We start from the raw sequence: 16,030 nt of genomic DNA, 5'->3' as shown, positions 1-16,030 counted from the left end.
TCAGGCCCGGACCCAATCGAGCGGCATTTCGGCCGGAGTCTCCGGCGCGGGGTCGGTAGCGAACAGCTGCCGGAACAGGACGTTCGCCGCAGCGACTGCGCCCGCTTGCGCGGATGCCGATGACGCGCCGTGCGGTGCCTCCGACGAAGTGGAATCGGCCTGGCCGGCATGGGCCGGGCCCTGGTCCGAGGCACGCGCCTTGCCTGCGGCGCGTGCCTTGGCGTCACTGGCGCTCGGCAAAGGCGCTGCTGCAGGCTTCGTCTTCTTATTTGCCGCTTCGCGCTTGGCTGCCGGCGCCGCTTGCCACGCCATGCGCATGGCGAGCAAGGCGGACAGCTGATCGTAGGCGGCCAACCAGTCGCCCAGCAGCCGACGTTGGCCGGCGAGCGCGCTGGCGGCGCGCGACGTGCCCGTGTCGTGGCGCTCGCCGGGGCGCGCCGAGCGGTGGACCATGGCACGCAGTGCGAGCATGGCTGGCGTCGTCATCCAGCGATGCAGATTGGCGATGTCGTTCGGCTTCAACGCCGGCAGCCTCGTCGCCAGCGCGTCGTGCAGCAGACTCTCCGGCGCGCTGTCGGCAGCCGGAAGATCGGAACCGGTGCCGGCCCGATCCGCATCGCCGATGAGAGCCCGTGCGCTGTCGGCCAGCTTGCGGGCGCTGGCCCCAAGCGCAGCGAGTTCCGCGAGAAGGACCGCATCGCCGGCGTGCTGGCTCGCGTCGGCCGTACAGTGGCCGGCATGCCGACAAAACCGGTCGAGCGTGTCTGTTGCCACGCTGGAGAGCGTGCTGCCCGCTTGCAGCATCGGCTCCAGTTCCGGGCCGAGGACCGGGCACTGCCGCAGCGCCAACCGCTGCGCGGCGTTCAGCCCGTGACCGCCCTCGAGCACCAGGCGGTGCAGCGCCGCGCGCAGTGCGGGCGGAAAGCGGTCGGCAGACGGCGCTTGCCCGCTGTTGCCGGCCAGCATCCTGACATGCGCCAGCAGCATGTCGATCTGCCTGGCCGCCGCCTGGCGATCGGGCAGCCGGTCGCTGTTGATCATCGCGGCAAGGTCCCATGGGGGGCCACCGACGATCGCGCGAAGCGCGGCATCGCCCCGCTCCCGCAGCACGGCATGCTCGCGGCCGTAGGGAATCGCCTCCAGCGTGCCGACCAGTTCGTCGACCGCGTGCTGCAGCGTGGCGGCGTCCGCGGATGGTTCGGTCTGCAAGCGGTCCCGCAGCGCAAGCGCCTGCGCGATGGCGCGGCGCCCCGGCTCCGAGGCGGCAAGCGGGCTCGACGCGGCGAGCGGCCCGGCCGGCTTGCCATCCGTCAGCAGCGCGTCGAGCAGCGCGATGGCGGCAGCCCGATCGCTCGGCAGGCCGGTGGCGAGACGCTCGGCAAGCGGCACGCCGGTGCGCCGGCGCAGCAAGGTCAGCGCCGCGTCGACATGGCTGGCAGGATCGGGCGCATCGAGCGGGACGCGCGTTGGCATGGGTTCTTCCGGAAGCGGTGGCTGGTACAGGCCCAGTGCCAGGCATGGATGCATCGCGTCCAGCGCGGGTTCGGCGCGCTGGCCATCACCGTGGGATCGCCCCGGTTCGGAACGGAAGAACGGCTGGCCGAACTGGCCGAGAAGACGGCCGAAGGAGGGAAAGGAAGAGGGAAACACGATGGCGGTCGCCTCGGCAGTCGAGCGGGATGGCGCAATGTAGCGCTTCCGTGCGAGTTTGCTGTCGAGACTGGTCCGACTCTATAGAGTCTCGCCGACGCACTGCGATGCAATGTTTCGGAATCTATACAGACAGCCTCTGCGGCACCGAGTCGCAGTGCATGGCAGGTGCTGCGCCTGACCCTCGATCCCCTAGCGCTGCGCCGTCGCGAGCCGTACCGCCAGACCGGCGAAGACGGTGCCGGCGAACCAGTTCAGCGCCCGTCGCGCGCGCGCCGAGCGCAGCAGCAACGTGCCGAACAGCCCCGAGAACCATGCGATCGCGCCGAACACCAGCAGCGTGGCGAGCATGAAGACGGCGCCGAGCACCGCGATCTGCATGGCGATCGGTCCCTGCGCCGGCGAGACGAACTGCGGCAGGAAGGCAAGAAAGAAGATCGCGACCTTGGGATTGGTGACGTTCATCACCACGCCACGCCGATACATCTGCCAGCCGTTGCCGGCGCGCTCGCTTGCCTGCACCGGGGCATCGACCGGCGCGCGAAACGCCTGCCACGCGAGCCACGCCAGGTACAGCGCGCCGCAGATCTTCAGCACGGTGAAGGCGGTGGCCGACGCCGCGAACAACGTCGCCAGTCCCAGCGCCACCGCGGCGGTGTGGAACAGCAGGCCGGTACACAGGCCCAGCACCACGGTCAAACCCGCCCGCGGCCCGCGCATGGCGGACTGCAGCAGCACGAAGACGTTGTCCGGCCCGGGCGCGAGGCCGAGCAGCACCGCAATGCCGAAGAAGGCGATCAGCGTATCGAGCGTGGGCATCTTGTCTCCTGGAACGGTGGAAGGCGGGATCGCCTGGGGTGCGGCTGCGCCGTCAGACCAGCGGGGACGGGTCCGTGTGCGGCGCGACGGCCTGGCCGCCGGCCATCACCAGCCGGTTGCGGCCGCCGCGCTTGGCCGCATAGAGCGCAACGTCGGCAGCGGCCACCAGTTCCTCGACCAGCGGCGAGTCCGGAATGCGGGAGACCGCGCCGACGCTGATGCTCAGGAAGGGATGCGACGGGTCCGCGCCCACATGCGGCATTTGCAGCGAGCGCACTGCCTGCAGCATGCGCATGCCGATGTCACGGGTGCGATCCGCATCGGCCTGGTGCAGCACCACGGCGAACTCCTCGCCGCCCACGCGCGCGCAGAAGCTGGCCGCCTCGTCGAGCGTCTGCGCCAGCGTCGCGCCGATCGCGCGCAGGCATTCGTCGCCGCGCAAATGGCCGTAGATGTCGTTGTACTGCTTGAAGAAGTCGATGTCGATCAGCATCAGGCCGAGCGGCGTGCCGCGCTCCTGCGCCGCGGCGAGCAGCACACCGGCCTCGCGCTGGAAGAAGCGCCGGTTGAACAGGCCGGTCAGCGGGTCGCGATACAGATCGCCTTCGATGCGCAGCAGCTTGTCGACGGTTTCGTTGAGCCGGACCGCGAGATTGGAGTTCTCTTCCACCAGCGCATGCTCGCGCGTGCGAAAGGCGCTGACATCGCGCACGAAGACGATGCGGCCAATGACCCGCTCCTCCAGATTGCGCACCGGCTCGACCGTCAGCTCGTAGTCCGGCACGCCCGCCACATACGGCCGGGTCGCCAGCCACGAAGCGGGCGCGGGATCGCCGCGCCGCAGTCCGGGCAACATGCGCTGGGCCGTGCGGTTCAGATCGGCGATGCGGTCGCGGTCGTCGACGATCACACAGCCTTCGCGCAGCGCGTCGAACACGCGCAGCCGCGCATAGTGGCCCACGTCGCCCAGATGTGGCCGCAGCGCGCACAGCCAGACCAGCAGCGCCATCACGGAGAACGTCGCGGGCGTCAGGTCGCCGCCCACCGGCGTGGTCCAGCCTCGCAGATAGGCGACATTGGCCAGCACCGGCAGCAACAGCCCGGCGATCAGCACCGCCCTGCCCCCGCGCGACAGCCTGCCGCGCGGGCGTGCCGTCACCAGAAAATAGAGGCTCGCCAGCAGCAGGCCGTAACTGTAGGCGGCCAGGGCCCAATAAGCCGGGCCGTGGGAGAACACGGCGCGCGTATGCAGGCCTTCGCCGCCGAACCACTGGATCTGCGGCCAGACCAGCCCATGGCGTTCGTTGGTCAGCACCAGGATCATGCTGGCGACGCCGATCGCCAGGGCCAGGGTCAGCCAGCCGCGGCCGATCACGTGGTCGGGATGCGTCAGCCGCACGACGGACAGCAGCCAGCCCACCGGCACCATCAGGATGCCCGGATATTGCAGCTTGGCCCAGACGATGCGTTCCGCGACGTTGGGAGCCTGGATTTCCAGCATGCGCCCGGCACACCAGATGCCGGCGCCGACAGCGAGCAGCAGAAAGGCCCGCACGGTGGGATCGTCGCGCCGCGGCCAACTCGCGATCGCGATCGCGGCGCACACCAACAGTGCGCCGGCCATCAGCAGAATCAGCAGGGAAATCGCCATCGGGCAGGATTGCAACACGGCTGGCCCGAGTGGGCAACCGCTGCAGCACAGGAGTGGGTATCGAGGTCTGCCGGGGCGCAGACCCGAGGTCGCATCGGGCCGGTCACGAACTGCCGGCGCCGACGCCAGAGGTCGGCGCGCGGCGCCGCCGCGCTCAACCCGCGGCCGCTTCGGCCGGCTGTTCGGCGGCGGACGTCGCGCCGGCCGGCTTGCCGACCGCGGCCAGCAGCATCTGCGCCGCGGCTTCCCAGCGCTCGGGCGAGCGGAACAGGCGCGCCGAGATCAGGCCGCTCTGCAGCGCGCCGAAGATCACCATCGCCAGTTCGGCGGCCGGGATCGGCTGGGCCGGTGCGCCTTCGGCACGGGCCTGTTCGATCATGCCGGTCAACAGGCGCTCGTGCAGCAGGAAGAAGTCCTTCAGCACCGCATGAACCGCTTCCGGCAGGCACTCGGTTTCGGTCGCCAGCATGCCGCACATGCAGATCTGGTCCGGATCGAGCTTGCGGCGCCAGCCATTCAGGTAGAGCTCGGCGCGTTCGAGCGGGCTCAGCGCCGGGTCGATATGGCTCAGTTCTTCGGCGATCCGGGCCGTGTATTGCCTGGTCGCTTCCAGCGCCAGGTCTTCCTTGCACGGGAAGTAATAGTGGATGCTGGACGTCTTGACGCCGACCAGGTCGGCGAGGTCGCGATAGCTGAACCCATTGAAACCGCGCCGGCGGATCAAGGCGAAGGTGTGGTCGAGCAATTGCTCGCGGACGGATTGCGCTTTCATGACGCCACTTTATCTACCAACAGATAGGTTAGCAATGAGGGATAGCCCCGGATTGCCGGCATGCCTGCCGTCAAGCGTCATGCAAGATGCGAGCCATTGCCCGGCATCAAGCGGGCAACACTTGCGCGATCGCCGTGACTAGCCAACCACTTGCTCCGCAGAGCAACAGCCAACCGGACACAATCAGAACACTGTCGCGAATTCCCATGATCGACTCCTGAAAACAAGCCTAGCCGCGATGCTGGCGGCCTGGCCACGATGAGCGCGCGGCGGGTTGCCCCGCCGCTCCCGTCAGGCGTGGGCGCCGTCGGTGTAGGTGTCCACGCTGCGCGCGCCGTCGGTGTACGAATCGAAGCGGCGCGACGGCGAGGCGGACACGCCGCTGCGATCCAGGCCGGCGCTGCGGAAGCTGTCGGTGAACGGATCGGTCTTGCCGACGCGGGCGCCTTCGGTGAACGGATCGAACTTGCCGGCACGCGCGCCTTCGCTGTAGACGTCGAACTTGCCGGCGCGGGCGCCCTCGCTGTAGACGTCGAACTTGCCGCTGCGCGCGCCCTCGCTGTACGGGTCGAACTTGCCGGTACGCAGTTCGTAGCCGTAGCGATCGGCCGGCACGCCGCCCGCGCTGGCGGCGGCAGCCTGGCCGGCAACGGTAGCGGCGGCGACGGTGGCGATGGCAATCAGGGTCTTGGCGAACTTGGCTTGCATGATGGTTCTCCTGGCTTCGGTGGGCGCGCAGGCAGGTGGTAATTCCTTGATTCCTGCGTCAGCCCTGGCAACGGGTGCATCGGCGCTTTTTCCGGCATCAGTATCTACTCGTAGATAGATAACCTCTGTCAAAAAAATAGCCTCGGCGGCTCGGTAATGCTGGTGGACCAGGAGTCCGTCGATTTCGTCAACGCACTGCGGGTTCCATGTCCTGCATGTTATCTACCGATAGATAGATAGATAGTCAAGGAAAATATTAAGGCGCCCCGGATGCGACCCGCATCCCCGAAGCGCCACGTGAAGCCAAGTTCATAAATCGGCGTGCCAAGGTGCGGCACATCGGACAATCTACCCTGCCCCGCCGCGATCCGACAATCCGTCATGGCGCGTGGTTGTGGGCGATCCGCGACGGATGCGGTGCGCCGCACATGGCCGAGGTGCATTGGCGTCTATATTGGATCGCATGGCCTGAGAGGTTTTTCGACCACAAGGATCATCGAATCCAGTACGGGAGGTACACCGCCATGCGTTCGCTTGCATCACTGTTCATTGCGCCCAGCCCGGAAAAGATCGCCGCCAAGGAGTTGCAGGACATGCGGCTCGCGCTGTTCCAGGCCGAGCGGCGCCTGCTGGAGGCGCAGATGCAGGTCGACTACTACCGCGACATGGTCGGCTTCCTGGAAGAGGTCGCCACCGCCGGAGTCGAACAGGTCGTCGACAAACGCCGCGCCAGCGAAGCCGCGGCTGCCGAACAGGCCGATCGGACCGAGGCCGCCGCCTCGCACACCGTGCCCGTTCCGTCGCAGACCGCCACGCAGCCCTCGCGCATCGCGCCTGGCCTGACCACCGTGCCGATCGTGCCGTCCGCGGCCTGATCCCTTGCTGTCGGCGGCGCGCCCCGCCGCGGGCGCGCGCCGCTTCTGTGCGATACTGCGCAGCCGCGCTGCCCGGCGCCGTTGCATTTGCAAAGCGCGGATGCCGGCGATCCCCTGAGGATGCGCACGCCATCCTTGCCGATGCCGTCCAGTCCTTCCCCAGCGCGCCGTCGACCCCGCGCCTTGCCATGACCGAAGCCTTCCACGCCGCCGAATCCTCCGCCGCCTCCTCCTCCGACGCCCCGATCGAAATCGAAACCGCGCCGCAGCCACGCTTTGCCGTGATCTGGATGCACGGCCTGGGCGCCGACGGCGGCGATTTCGTGCCGGTGGTGCCAGAACTCGGCCTGCCGTCCGACGCAGCGGTGCGCTTCATCTTCCCGCACGCGCCGCTGATTCCGGTGACCTGCAACGGCGGCTATATCATGCGCGCCTGGTACGACATCGTTTCGCTCAACGATGCGCGCCGCCATGCCGACGAGAGCGGCATCCGCGCGTCGCGCGACACGATCCGCGCGCTGATCGCCCGCGAGAACGCGCGCGGCATCCCGAGTTCGCACATCGTGCTGGCGGGCTTCTCGCAGGGCGGCGCGATGGCGTATCTGGCCGGACTGACCCATCCCGAGCCGCTGGCCGGGATCATCGCGCTGTCCACCTATCTGGCCTCGCCCACGCTGCTCGACGCCGAGGCCGCGCCGGCCAACGCCGCGACGCCGATCTTCGCCGCGCACGGCGCGCAGGACGACGTCGTGCCGCTAGCGCTCGGCACGCAGGCGCGCGACCTGCTGCAGCAACGCGGCTATCCGCTGACGTGGCAGACCTATCCGATGCCGCATTCGGTCTGCCTCGAGGAGATCGCCGACATCGGCGTCTGGCTCGGCCAGCGCCTCGCCGCGGCCGGGGCCGGTTCGGCGGCTTGATGCCGTCCACCATGGCCTGACTGCGCCATTTCCGCTGGGCGGTCGCGTCCGTCGCGTCCGTCGCTCTGCCCGCACGTGCCAATCCGATTCGTTTCCGATGTCAGCGATTCCCCCGCGTCCCCCTGCTCCCTCCGCTCCCCTGCTCGACTTCGATACGCGCAAGGCGCTGCTGTTCGCGCTGGCCGCCGAACGCCTGTCGGCCTACTACGAGCACGGCAAATGGATGACCGACGCCCAGGCCGCCACGCTGGCCGCCCAATGGCTGTCGCGCTCGCGCCTGCAACTGGCGCTGAGCGAGCGCCGGCTGCTGTCGGAACTGAGCGACCAGCTCGCATGCCAACTGGCGGAAACGCTGTCGCGCTCGGCGGGCCTCTACGCCGCGCATGAAATGATGGAATCGCTGGACCCGAACTATCAGTCTGCCTTCGCGCACGACATGCTCGACGAGTGCGAGCGGCTGCTGCGCGAGAACGGCGTGCAGGACTGAGCGGGCCGCGTTACTGCACGGAAACCACGGGCAGCACGGGCAGCACGGGGTTCAATCGGCGAGCTTGCGCAGCGCCTCGTAGGCGGTGGCCAGATGGTACGGCGTGGTCGAGGGCATCTCGTCGCGCAGCACCGCATCGTCCGGGCCGATGCATTCGTGCCAGCCGCGTGCATGCAGGAAACGGCCGGGGAAGGCGGCCAGCCACTGGGCCAGCGCGGTGCGGCCCTCGCCGTCGCCGCGCAGTGCCAGCGCGCGGGCGTATTCGGTCTGCGCCCAGATGCGCTGGGTCGCATCGATGATGCGTCCGTCCGCGTCGAGCGCCGCGGCTACGCCCTGCGTGCCAGGTGCCACCCCATGCCGCTGCGCGAAGGCACAGCCGCGCGTCAGCGACTCGGCCAGTTCGCACGCGCCGAACACCGACGGCGCCATTGCCAGCAGCGAATACCACTCGAACTGGTGGCCCGGCTCGATCCGGTTGTCGGCCGCGCCCAGCGGCAACTCGGCGATGCAGCCATTCGCCGGATCGACGAAGGTGCGCTGGACCCGCTGCGCGATCTCCCGCAGCCGCTGCGCGTACCACTGGTCCCCGGTGGCCTCGTGCGCGGCCAGATAGGCCTCGGTCAGATGCATCACCGGGTTCTGCAGCACCGCCTCGCGCTCGACGGTGAAGTCGCGCGCCAGCGCGGCGTGGTACAGGCCGTCCGGAATGCCGAATTTCGCCTCGATCAGCGCCACCGTGTCGTCCAGCACGTCGCGGGCATCCGCATTGCCGCTGCGGCGCCAGTACGCGGCGCAGGCGAACACGACGAAGGCGTGCGTGTACAGATCCTTGCCGGCATCGAGCGGCGCGCCGTCGGCGTCGATGCTGTAGTACCAGCCCCCTTCCGGATCGGCGAACCGGCGGCGCAGCGCGGCGAACAGCGTATCGGCGTGGGCGAGGCCGCCCGGCTGCCGCGAAAACACGTAGAGCTGCCGCGCGCAGGCCATCGCCCGAAAGCGTTGCACCGGCAGCGGGCTGGCATCGCGCCCCGCGAGGGCCTCGTAGGGCAGCCCGATGGATTCGTGCCAGCCGGGGCCGGTCCACAGCGGCAACACGGTGGTGTCGTAGTGCGCCAGCAGCGCGGCGATGCCATCGCCAAGGCCTCGGGCGGTCCCGCCGGAGGGGGTGGCGGAGGAGGTGGCGGAAGCGGCGGCAGAGGAAGAAATGCGGCTCATCGAGGCAGAGGGATCGGCGGCGGGCACGGGCAAGCGCAGAAGATACTGTAAATGCCCACGAAACAAAAGCGGCGGCCTCACTGTGCCACCGGCCCGAAATCCCCGCGTCCAACAGCTAGGATGAATCGAGGTAGCAAGGGGAACCCGCCATGCCGAACACATCCCTGTCCCTGTCGGACCAGCACCGCACCGTGGTGCTGCACGTGATCGAGCTGCAGCCGCAGGCCTACACCTGGCAGATGGTGCTCGAGGAACACTGCGGCAGCGCCGACTGCGACTGCATCATCGAGGCCCACGCCGAGTGGCCCACGCAGGCCGAGGCGCAAGCGGCCGGCTGGGCCGAATGCAACCGGCTGCTGAACGGTCCCCGCATCGCCACGGAGCACTGAGTCCGGGCGCCGGCGCTTGCACGGCGGCCGATATGCACTACCCTGAAGGCGTCGGGCCTTTCGCCCGGCACGGGTCTGCTGCGCGCTCGCAACCTGGCTTGACGGCACCTTGCCGGCAGGGCGCAGACGCCGTCGGCGTCTCACTGGACCCGATCCGACCGACTCTCACCACGACGGGAGAACCCCACTCGCCACCGGCGCCACGGCGCACCGGCAAGAGAGGCTGTTCCGCTCGCAGGGAGACCGCCATGGAAAAGCCAGTGATCAGTCCGCGCCGCTTTGTCGAGATGGTCAATGCGCGGCTGCCGAGCCATCCGCTGTATCGCGAGGGCATGCACGTGTATGCGGTACCGCGCGATGCCGAGCGTCCGCGCAGCCTGGTCTGCGTGGGGCCGAAGGGCACGGTGGGCGTCTGTACCGCGATCGAAACCATCGTGCGCAACGAGTTCGATGTCGAGCCCGACATCCCGCGCGAGTGGCATCACGACATCCCGCCCTGCGCGCCCAACATCCGCCGCGCGCATCTCCCCGCGCAGGCGCGCCAATCCTGAACAGCGGCGGACGAACCCGGCGCCGTTCCTGGCCGGTCCGCGGCCTCAGACCTCCGCCGCTTCCGCCGTCTCGCGCGTTTCCCTGGTGGCCTGGCCCGTCCCGGTATCGTCCTCGGGCGTCAGCTGCATGAAGATCCAGGCCGACGCCGACGTAATCAGCCCCACGCAGACGAAGGTCGCATGGAACGCCGGCAGCGGCCCGGCCTGCGCATGCTCCTGCAAGACGCGGTTGAAGGTCCCCAGCAAGGCGCCGGCGGACGTGACCGCCAGGCTCATCGCCAGCATCTGCACCATCGACAGCAGGCTGTTGCCGCCGCTGGCGCTGGCACCGCCGAGATCCTTCAGCGTGACTGTATTCATCGCGGTGAACTGGATCGAATTGACGGCGCCGAACAGCGCCAGCTGGCACAGCACCAGGGGCAGCGGCAAGGTCGGCGAAATCAGCCCGAACGAGGCGATCACCAGCCCGACCACGAAGGTATTGGTCACCAGCACCCGGCGATAGCCGTGCCGCTCGATCAGGCGGGTCGCCAGCCGCTTGGACAGCATGCCGGCCGCGGTGACGGGCAACATCATCAGGCCCGCGTACAGCGGCGAATAGCCCAGGCACACCTGCAGCGTCAGCGGGATCAGGAACGGCATCGCGCCATTGCCGATGCGCGCGAACAGATTGCCGAGCAGGCCCACGCTGAAGCTGTGGATGCGGAACAGCGTCAGCGGAAACAGCGGCTGCGTGCGCCGCGCCGCGTGCAGGGCATAGGCGGTCAGCGCGGCCAGGCTCGCGATCAGCAGCATCAGCACGGTGGCGTGCTCGAAGCCGAAGTCGGCCAGGCCGTCGAGCGCGAACGAGATCGTCACCATTGCGGTGGCGAGGAAGGCGTAACCGGCGACGTCGAAACGGCCCGTCTCGGGCAGACGGCTGTTCGGCATGTAGCGCAGCGTGGCCAGGCCACCGAGCAGCCCGACCGGCACGTTGATCAGGAAGATCCAGTGCCACGACAGCGCCTGGGTCAACCAGCCGCCCAGCGTCGGCCCGATCAGCGGCCCGATCATGCCGGGAATCGCGACGAAGCTCAGCGCCTGCAGGAACTGCTCGCGCGGAAAAGTCCGCAGCACCGCCAGCCGCCCGACCGGCAGCAGCATCGCGCCGCCGACGCCCTGCACCACGCGCGCCGCGACCAGGAAGGGCAGGCTCTGCGCATAGGCGCACAGCAGCGATCCGAGCACGAACAGCGCGATCGCCAGCTGGAAGATCCGCCGCGTGCCGAAGCGGTCGGCCAGCCAGCCCGACGCCGGGATGATCACGGCCATCGTCAGCGAATACGCGATGATCACGGACTGCATCCGCAGCGGACTTTCGCCGAGGCTGGCCGCCATCGCGGGCAGCGCGGTATTGACGATGGTGCTGTCCAGCGTCTGCATGAAGAAGCCGACCGCGACGACCCACAACATCACCTTGCGCGTGCGCGCGTCGCTGTCCGGGGTGGGCGTCATGCGGCTGTCAATCCATGGAGACAAATCAATACGGCACGATACGCCACATCATCGCGATACGACAAGACCGGGAGCCGGCCCGTTCGGACGCATGGGTCCCGGCGCATGGGTCCCGGCGCATGGGTCTGGCCGCATAGGTCGGGCTGCATAGGTTCTGGCGCGTAGGACGCGGACCGATGCCGCCCGCCGTCATCGCTGCCTAGACTGGCCGATAACTGGCCAATCACCTGGCCCGACGGCATCCCGAGGAGGCAGACATGAACAAGGCTCGCATGACCACGCTGGCCACGCTCGCCGGCGTCGCCAGCGTCGGTGCGGCACTGCTGCTGGCCGCGCGCTCGCGCGAACCCGTGCGCAATCCGCATGTGCCCGAGCCGGACAAGGACGTGGAACTGGACCCCTACCTGGGCCGCTGGTACGAGATGGCGCGCTACGACAACCACTTCGAGCAGGGCGCCGACGCGGTCACCGCGGAGTACAGCCTGCGGCCGGACGGGCTGATCGACATCGTCAACCGCGCCGGCCGCGACGCGACCGGCAAGCCCCGCATCTCGCGCGGCAAGGCGCGCGTCGTGCCGGACAGCCGCAACGCCAAGTTCAAGGTGTCGTTCTTCGGACCGTTCTACGTCGGCGACTACTGGATCCTGGACCACGCCGAGGACTACAGCTGGTCGATCGTGGGCGAGCCGTCAGGGCGCTACCTGTGGATCCTGACGCGGGCGCGCGATCCCGAGCCGGCGCTGCGCTCGCAATTGCTGCATCGGGTCGCGGAGCTGGGCTACGACGTCGACGCGCTGCGCATGACCGAACACGCAATACTGCAGGAGGCGCCGGCGCCCGCCGCGCCGGCCTGAGGAGGCCGGGCCGCCGAAGCGGCCAAGGCGGATGATGTCCCTCAAGCCGGTACGGCAAGGCCCGGCCGCGGCTCAGTGCCAGTGGCGATGATCGCGCCAGCGCGCCTCGCGATAGCCGTCGTGGCGGTGCCAGCCGCGCGCATAGCCATACGGCGGGCCGTAACGGACGGGCGCGGGAGCGACCACCACCGGGCGCGGCGCCACCACCACGGGCGCGGGGGCGTAGGCCACCGGGGCCGGCGCATAGACGGGCGCCGGGGCATAGACCGGAGCCGGCCGGTAGACCGGTGCCGGCGCCACCACCACGCCGGGCACGCCGACGCCGATATGGATGTCCACCCCGGCATGCGCCGCGGCGCTGGCTGCCAGCATGGCACCGCCCACAGCGACCATTGCGAGAATCCGTTTCATGGTTGTCCCCCTGAGGAGCCGTTGAACATGGCCGTACTGTATGCGGCGGCGCCGTAATATTGGCCGCGCGAAGTGTTGCATTTGTGACGCTGTATTACGGCTGCAGGCGCGTCCCCGCGGCCCCCGAGGGGTCCTGAGGGCCTCGTGCCCGTCTCGCAGGGGCCGCGCAGGCCCGCCGACTCTTGCGAGATCGGCAAGAAAGCGGAAAAGGCTTCGGCAAATTGCCGGCAAGGCGAGAACAAACCCGGCATTCGCATCGTCAAACTGCTATCCCCGTCACAGGAGAACATCGATGAAGACACTGACTCTTGCATCCGAATCGTCCTGCCCTGGCCATTCCGGCCGTTTCGATCCTCCCCGCCAGTCTCGTCTTTCCCGCCGCCTTGCCGGGCTCGGCGCCGCCGCGCTCGGTGCGCTGGCCCTGAGCGTCCCGGCCCTGGCCGCGGACCTGACGCCGCAGACCGCGGGGCCCTTTACCTATGTGTGCGGCGGCGTCGCCGAGGACGAGCAACAAGCGATGCGCGCCGAGGCCCGCAACTACGACATGGGCCTGCTGATGACCGAAGGCCCGCGCGGCGAATATCTGTCCGATGTCGATATCACGCTGTCGCGCGGCGGCAAGCAGGTCGCGAACTTCCGCTCCACCGGACCGCGCTGCCTGATCAAGGGTCCGAAGGGCACCTACCAGGTCACCGCGGACTATCAGGGCAACACCAAGCGCACCACGCTGAGCGCGGGCCAGCGCAACAAGCAGCTGCGCTGGTAAGTCCCTGGGTTGGCAAGTGAGTTGGTAAGTCACTGCTTCGGTAAGCCCGCCCACATCCAGCGTTGATCGTGAGCGTTGATTGTCGATCGGCGGCCTGCGGGCCGCCGATGCATTTGCGCGCCCGCCCGGTCTCGGCCATCAGCGCAGATACCCCGCCCCACGGAACCACTCCACCGCATCGCGCAGCCCTTCCCGATACGGCCGCGGCCGGTAGTCCAGTTCCGTGCGCGCCTTGTCCGAGCTGAAGTACATGCGGTAGCGCGACATCGCCAGCCCGTCCACCGTCAGCAGCGGCTCGGTGCCGCGCCGCCGCGCGATCGCCTCGGACAGATACGCGAGCGGGATCAGCGGCCAGCGCGGCAGCGGCACCAGCGGGCCGCGGCGGCCGGTCAGCTCGGCGATATCGCGCAGCATCTGCCGCAGCGGCACGTCCTCGCCGCCGAGGATATAGCGCTCGCCGATGCGGCCGCGTTCAAGCGCGAGCCAATGCCCTTCCGCCACATCGTCGACATGCGCGAGATTGAGCCCGGTATCGACGAAGGCGGGAATGCGCCCGCTGGCCGCTTCGACAATCACCCGGCCGGTCGGCGTCGGCCGGATGTCGCGCGGCCCGATCGGGGTCGAAGGCTTGACGATCACGGCCGGCAGGCCCGCGGCGATCTCGCGCTCGACGGCGCGTTCGGCCAGCACCTTGCTGCGCTTGTAGGCCCCGATCGCCTGCTGCGGCGACAGCGTGGCAGTCTCGGTGACCGGCGCGTTCGCGCCCTGCACGCGCAGCGTGGCAACGCTGCTGGTATAGACGACCTTCTCGACGCCGCAGCGCCGGGCCGCGCCCATCATGGTCTCGGCACCGACCACATTGGTGCGGACGATGGCCTCGGGCTCGGGCGCCCACAGCCGGTAGTCGGCCGCCACATGGAACAGATAGCGGACCCCGCGCATCGCGCGCTCGACCGCCTTCGGATCGCACATATCGCCTTCGACGATACGCACCGGCAGGCCCTCCAGATTGCCCCGCGGGCTGCCGGCGCGGACCAGCACGCGCACGCGCCAGCCGCGCGCGAGTCCTTGCCGTGCCACCGCGGAGCCGAGAAAGCCCGCTGCCCCGGTGACCAGAATGTCGTCGTCGATGCTTTCCATCGGCTCTCCATGGTGCTGTCCTGCGCGCTGTCATTTCGCACGGTCTGTCGCGCGGTGCTTCCTCCGGCGGGACTGCCTGGGTGTGCCAGACCTGCGCCGAACCTGCTTCCAACTGTGCCGGACGTGTGTCGGACGCGTGCCGGACCTCCGCCGGACCTGCCCCGGGCCGGCCGGGCAAAGCCGCCGACGCGGGTATATAGTAACCACCGTGCGACGGGAAGCGCTTCCCGCACACCGGACAAGGCGCCGGCTCCACGGCGGCTTGCCGGCAACGCTGCGTCAAGGCCCGGCGTCAAGGCCCGGCGTCAAGGGCCCGGTGTCAAGGCGCGGTGTCCAGGTTGTATTGCCAGGGGGAACGTCTCCATGCGGGTGATTCTGGCTCAGCCGCGCGGCTTCTGCGCGGGCGTGGTAAGAGCGATCGAGATCGTCGATCGCGCGCTGGTCAAGCACGGCGCGCCGGTCTACGTACGCCACGAAATCGTCCACAACCGCCATGTGGTCGACACCCTGCGCGACAAGGGCGCGCGTTTCGTCGAGGAACTCGACGAGGTGCCGGCCGACGCGGTCACGATCTTCAGCGCGCACGGCGTCGCGCGCAGCGTCGAGCGGGAAGCCCAAGCGCGCCAGCTGCATGCGATCGACGCGACCTGCCCGCTGGTCATCAAGGTCCATAACCAAGGCAGGCAATACGCGGCCAGCGGCCGCATCGTCATCCTGATCGGCCATGCCGGCCATCCCGAGGTAGTCGGCACGATGGGCCAGATCCCCGGCCGCGTGATCCTCGTGCAGAACGAGGCCGAGGTCGCGCAGCTCGATCTGGCCGCCGACACGCCGCTTGCCTATGTCACGCAGACCACGCTGAGCGTCGACGATACACGCGGCATCATCGCCGCGCTGGAACGGCGCTTCCACGATCTGGTCGGACCCGATACGCGCGACATCTGCTATGCCACGCAGAATCGCCAGAGCGCGGTGCGCGAGCTGGCCACGCAGGTCGACGTGCTGCTGGTGATCGGCGCGCCCAACAGTTCGAATTCCAACCGCCTGCGCGAGATCGGTACCGAGAGCGGCGTGCCGTCGTTTCTGATCGCCGATGGCAGCGAGCTCGACCCGGCCTGGGTGCGCGATGCCGCCGTGGTCGGCATCACGGCCGGGGCGTCCGCGCCCGAAGCGATGGTCGAGGACGTGCTGGCCGCGCTGCGCCGGCTGGGGCAGGTCGAAGTCAGCACGATGACAGGCCGCGAGGAAACCGCGCAATTCCGTCTGCCCGCCGAGCTGGCCGGCGTCACCGTGGCCTGAAGCCGCCGGGCGAAGCGCGATCCCGCCCA

The 16,030-nt window shown here is 69.0% G+C and carries 17 protein-coding genes; 8 read left to right on the top strand and 9 right to left on the bottom strand.

Going from position 1 to position 16,030, the window contains the following annotated elements; all coding sequences use genetic code 11:
• From K7G19_RS01045 to K7G19_RS01025, 5 genes are all read right to left on the bottom strand, one after another.
• A complete protein-coding gene (locus K7G19_RS01045; protein ID WP_226105273.1) occupies nucleotides 1-1,650 on the bottom strand; it encodes a hypothetical protein in 1,650 nt (549 codons plus the stop codon).
• A 192-nt stretch (nucleotides 1,651-1,842) separates the two neighbouring features.
• Entirely contained in the window at nucleotides 1,843-2,469 is a 627-nt protein-coding gene (locus tag K7G19_RS01040; protein ID WP_226105272.1) for a LysE family translocator, read from the bottom strand.
• Nucleotides 2,470-2,521: 52 nt separating this feature from the next.
• Nucleotides 2,522-4,120, bottom strand: coding sequence for a histidine kinase N-terminal 7TM domain-containing protein (locus K7G19_RS01035; protein WP_226105271.1), 1,599 nt, complete (start codon nucleotides 4,118-4,120; stop codon nucleotides 2,522-2,524).
• A gap of 154 nt (nucleotides 4,121-4,274) precedes the next feature.
• Entirely contained in the window at nucleotides 4,275-4,892 is a 618-nt protein-coding gene (locus K7G19_RS01030) for a TetR/AcrR family transcriptional regulator (protein ID WP_149318108.1), read from the bottom strand.
• Between the two features lie 291 nt (nucleotides 4,893-5,183).
• Entirely contained in the window at nucleotides 5,184-5,600 is a 417-nt protein-coding gene (locus K7G19_RS01025; RefSeq protein ID WP_149318107.1) for a hypothetical protein, read from the bottom strand.
• Between the two features lie 524 nt (nucleotides 5,601-6,124).
• On the opposite strand from K7G19_RS01025, the gene K7G19_RS01020 reads away from it, so the two are divergent.
• The 3 genes from K7G19_RS01020 (at nucleotide 6,125) to K7G19_RS01010 (ending at nucleotide 7,882) form a co-directional block, all read left to right on the top strand.
• The gene (locus K7G19_RS01020; RefSeq protein ID WP_149318106.1) at nucleotides 6,125-6,475 is read left to right on the top strand and encodes a hypothetical protein; all 351 of its coding nucleotides are present in this window, start codon (nucleotides 6,125-6,127) and stop codon (nucleotides 6,473-6,475) included.
• A gap of 188 nt (nucleotides 6,476-6,663) precedes the next feature.
• Nucleotides 6,664-7,395: an alpha/beta hydrolase gene (locus K7G19_RS01015; RefSeq protein WP_226105269.1), complete on the top strand. Its 732-nt coding sequence runs from the start codon at nucleotides 6,664-6,666 to the stop codon at nucleotides 7,393-7,395.
• Nucleotides 7,396-7,492: 97 nt separating this feature from the next.
• Entirely contained in the window at nucleotides 7,493-7,882 is a 390-nt protein-coding gene (locus K7G19_RS01010; protein ID WP_226105267.1) for a hypothetical protein, read from the top strand.
• Between the two features lie 51 nt (nucleotides 7,883-7,933).
• Here the strand turns inward: K7G19_RS01010 and K7G19_RS01005 are convergent, their stop codons facing one another.
• Nucleotides 7,934-9,097 (bottom strand): AGE family epimerase/isomerase, encoded by a 1,164-nt coding sequence (locus K7G19_RS01005; RefSeq protein WP_226105265.1) that lies wholly within the window; start codon nucleotides 9,095-9,097, stop codon nucleotides 7,934-7,936.
• Between the two features lie 149 nt (nucleotides 9,098-9,246).
• On the opposite strand from K7G19_RS01005, the gene K7G19_RS01000 reads away from it, so the two are divergent.
• Both K7G19_RS01000 and K7G19_RS00995 read left to right on the top strand, forming a co-directional pair.
• Entirely contained in the window at nucleotides 9,247-9,486 is a 240-nt protein-coding gene (locus K7G19_RS01000) for a hypothetical protein (RefSeq protein ID WP_149318102.1), read from the top strand.
• A 248-nt stretch (nucleotides 9,487-9,734) separates the two neighbouring features.
• On the top strand, nucleotides 9,735-10,037 hold the full coding sequence (locus tag K7G19_RS00995) for a hypothetical protein (protein ID WP_149318101.1): 303 nt from the start codon (nucleotides 9,735-9,737) through the stop codon (nucleotides 10,035-10,037).
• A 45-nt stretch (nucleotides 10,038-10,082) separates the two neighbouring features.
• Here K7G19_RS00995 and mdtD read toward each other — a convergent pair whose 3' ends face one another.
• A complete protein-coding gene (gene mdtD / locus K7G19_RS00990; RefSeq protein ID WP_226105263.1) occupies nucleotides 10,083-11,531 on the bottom strand; it encodes a multidrug transporter subunit MdtD in 1,449 nt (482 codons plus the stop codon).
• A 257-nt stretch (nucleotides 11,532-11,788) separates the two neighbouring features.
• Here mdtD and K7G19_RS00985 point away from each other — a divergent pair, with 257 nt between their 5' ends.
• Entirely contained in the window at nucleotides 11,789-12,385 is a 597-nt protein-coding gene (locus K7G19_RS00985) for a lipocalin family protein (protein ID WP_149318099.1), read from the top strand.
• Nucleotides 12,386-12,457: 72 nt separating this feature from the next.
• Here the strand turns inward: K7G19_RS00985 and K7G19_RS00980 are convergent, their stop codons facing one another.
• Nucleotides 12,458-12,796 (bottom strand): hypothetical protein, encoded by a 339-nt coding sequence (locus K7G19_RS00980; protein ID WP_187829179.1) that lies wholly within the window; start codon nucleotides 12,794-12,796, stop codon nucleotides 12,458-12,460.
• Nucleotides 12,797-13,088: 292 nt separating this feature from the next.
• Here K7G19_RS00980 and K7G19_RS00975 point away from each other — a divergent pair, with 292 nt between their 5' ends.
• The gene (locus K7G19_RS00975; RefSeq protein ID WP_226105261.1) at nucleotides 13,089-13,562 is read left to right on the top strand and encodes a hypothetical protein; all 474 of its coding nucleotides are present in this window, start codon (nucleotides 13,089-13,091) and stop codon (nucleotides 13,560-13,562) included.
• A 138-nt stretch (nucleotides 13,563-13,700) separates the two neighbouring features.
• Here the strand turns inward: K7G19_RS00975 and hpnA are convergent, their stop codons facing one another.
• Nucleotides 13,701-14,702 (bottom strand): hopanoid-associated sugar epimerase, encoded by a 1,002-nt coding sequence (gene hpnA / locus K7G19_RS00970; RefSeq protein WP_226105259.1) that lies wholly within the window; start codon nucleotides 14,700-14,702, stop codon nucleotides 13,701-13,703.
• 363 nt (nucleotides 14,703-15,065) lie between these two features.
• Between hpnA and ispH the strand changes: the two genes are divergently transcribed.
• A complete protein-coding gene (ispH, locus tag K7G19_RS00965; RefSeq protein ID WP_226105257.1) occupies nucleotides 15,066-16,001 on the top strand; it encodes a 4-hydroxy-3-methylbut-2-enyl diphosphate reductase in 936 nt (311 codons plus the stop codon).
• Nucleotides 16,002-16,030 lie beyond the last annotated feature (29 nt).

The sequence above is a fragment of the Cupriavidus sp. DB3 genome (genome assembly GCF_020418465.1).
GTDB lineage: Bacteria > Pseudomonadota > Gammaproteobacteria > Burkholderiales > Burkholderiaceae > Cupriavidus > Cupriavidus cauae.
This window is presented reverse-complemented; position numbering and strand designations above follow the sequence as displayed.

Coding starts and splice junctions, on each gene's coding strand:
- K7G19_RS01040 (WP_226105272.1), bottom strand. CDS start 2,469: ATGCCCACGCTCGATACGCTGATCGCCTTCTTCGGCATTGCGGTGCTG.
- K7G19_RS01035 (WP_226105271.1), bottom strand. CDS start 4,120: ATGGCGATTTCCCTGCTGATTCTGCTGATGGCCGGCGCACTGTTGGTG.
- K7G19_RS01030 (WP_149318108.1), bottom strand. CDS start 4,892: ATGAAAGCGCAATCCGTCCGCGAGCAATTGCTCGACCACACCTTCGCC.
- K7G19_RS01025 (WP_149318107.1), bottom strand. CDS start 5,600: ATGCAAGCCAAGTTCGCCAAGACCCTGATTGCCATCGCCACCGTCGCC.
- K7G19_RS01020 (WP_149318106.1), top strand. CDS start 6,125: ATGCGTTCGCTTGCATCACTGTTCATTGCGCCCAGCCCGGAAAAGATC.
- K7G19_RS01015 (WP_226105269.1), top strand. CDS start 6,664: ATGACCGAAGCCTTCCACGCCGCCGAATCCTCCGCCGCCTCCTCCTCC.
- K7G19_RS01010 (WP_226105267.1), top strand. CDS start 7,493: ATGTCAGCGATTCCCCCGCGTCCCCCTGCTCCCTCCGCTCCCCTGCTC.
- K7G19_RS01005 (WP_226105265.1), bottom strand. CDS start 9,097: ATGAGCCGCATTTCTTCCTCTGCCGCCGCTTCCGCCACCTCCTCCGCC.
- K7G19_RS01000 (WP_149318102.1), top strand. CDS start 9,247: ATGCCGAACACATCCCTGTCCCTGTCGGACCAGCACCGCACCGTGGTG.
- K7G19_RS00995 (WP_149318101.1), top strand. CDS start 9,735: ATGGAAAAGCCAGTGATCAGTCCGCGCCGCTTTGTCGAGATGGTCAAT.
- mdtD (WP_226105263.1), bottom strand. CDS start 11,531: ATGACGCCCACCCCGGACAGCGACGCGCGCACGCGCAAGGTGATGTTG.
- K7G19_RS00985 (WP_149318099.1), top strand. CDS start 11,789: ATGAACAAGGCTCGCATGACCACGCTGGCCACGCTCGCCGGCGTCGCC.
- K7G19_RS00980 (WP_187829179.1), bottom strand. CDS start 12,796: ATGAAACGGATTCTCGCAATGGTCGCTGTGGGCGGTGCCATGCTGGCA.
- K7G19_RS00975 (WP_226105261.1), top strand. CDS start 13,089: ATGAAGACACTGACTCTTGCATCCGAATCGTCCTGCCCTGGCCATTCC.
- hpnA (WP_226105259.1), bottom strand. CDS start 14,702: ATGGAAAGCATCGACGACGACATTCTGGTCACCGGGGCAGCGGGCTTT.
- ispH (WP_226105257.1), top strand. CDS start 15,066: ATGCGGGTGATTCTGGCTCAGCCGCGCGGCTTCTGCGCGGGCGTGGTA.